Source organism: Delftia sp. CH05 (genome assembly GCF_009827015.1).
GTDB classification, from domain to species: Bacteria; Pseudomonadota; Gammaproteobacteria; order Burkholderiales; family Burkholderiaceae_C; genus Comamonas; species Comamonas tsuruhatensis.
On record NZ_WUMG01000107.1, the window covers coordinates 1 to 959 of the forward strand.

The window sequence follows — 959 nt, forward strand, 5'->3', positions numbered from 1 at the left end:
CCAGCCAGCGGCGTTCCAGTCGCGTAGGCGGCGCCAGCAAGTCATGCCGCTGCCGTACCCAAGGGATTGGGGAAGGTCTTCCCACGGAATGCCTGTTTGCAACACAAACAGGATGCCGTTGAGGGCGGCTTCATCGCTGACTGCGAGCTTGCGCGCACCGCCTTTGGCGGAAGGTACGAAGGCAGGGATGAGGGGTTGTAGCTGTCGCCACAGTTCTTTGCTTACAGGTCGTCGTGCCATGAGGGCAGCGAGCATAACTGCTCTGCGGGGGCCTGTGACGAAGTGGTGTTAGCCACTCTTAAGAGTCAACTAACTTGCTGATGAACGTAAGCCAGTCCATGCTTCTCCACTTTATCGAGGGTGTGTGATGCGGCGCCTAAACGTAATAATATCGCAGAGGAACCTGCGGAACTAAACCAGTAGGCTGGGTCTTAGCTTTCCAGTGGCACTTTTAGGATTGTTAGTGGATCGGGTTCTGACTGCTTTCGGGGAACGGAGCCCAATGTCTGGTTCACATCGGCAGCGCCTATTCATGGCGCCGCAATAGCGGACTGCACAACTTCCCGGGTCATCATCGGCTACTTACCTGGAAATCCGTCACTCGGCCGGCTTGATCCTTGGTGCTCTGGTGAGCGCTATGCGGCTGTGACCGAACGCTCCCGATGGGTGATGTCGCCCCCGTATTCCCGACCCCACCCTATTCGCAATAAAGCAGCTGGTCAGCCCCTGCAGCGTGTTGCCGCCTGAACTCCCGAGGCGACCGCATTTTCAGCGAAGAATGCGGATGCACCTCGTTGAAGTGCTCGAAGGCCGCTGGCAGTTGCGCCAGTACCGTCTGCGCGTCACTCAGGTCCATGCGCGCCACATAGTCGCGCTTGAAGGTGTTGACGAAGCTCTCGGCCATGCCGTTGCTCTGCGGGCTGCAGACGGGAGTGTTAATGGGCTTCAGGCCCAGAGCG

General features: G+C 58.5%; 2 protein-coding genes. Both read right to left on the bottom strand.

Going from position 1 to position 959, the window contains the following annotated elements; translation table 11 throughout:
• The coding region (locus GRX31_RS30395; RefSeq protein ID WP_160856264.1) for a transposase at positions 1-240 on the bottom strand (240 nt) is incomplete at its 3' end.
• Positions 241-697: 457 nt separating this feature from the next.
• The coding region (locus tag GRX31_RS30400) for an integrase core domain-containing protein (RefSeq protein ID WP_160856262.1) at positions 698-959 on the bottom strand (262 nt) is incomplete at its 5' end.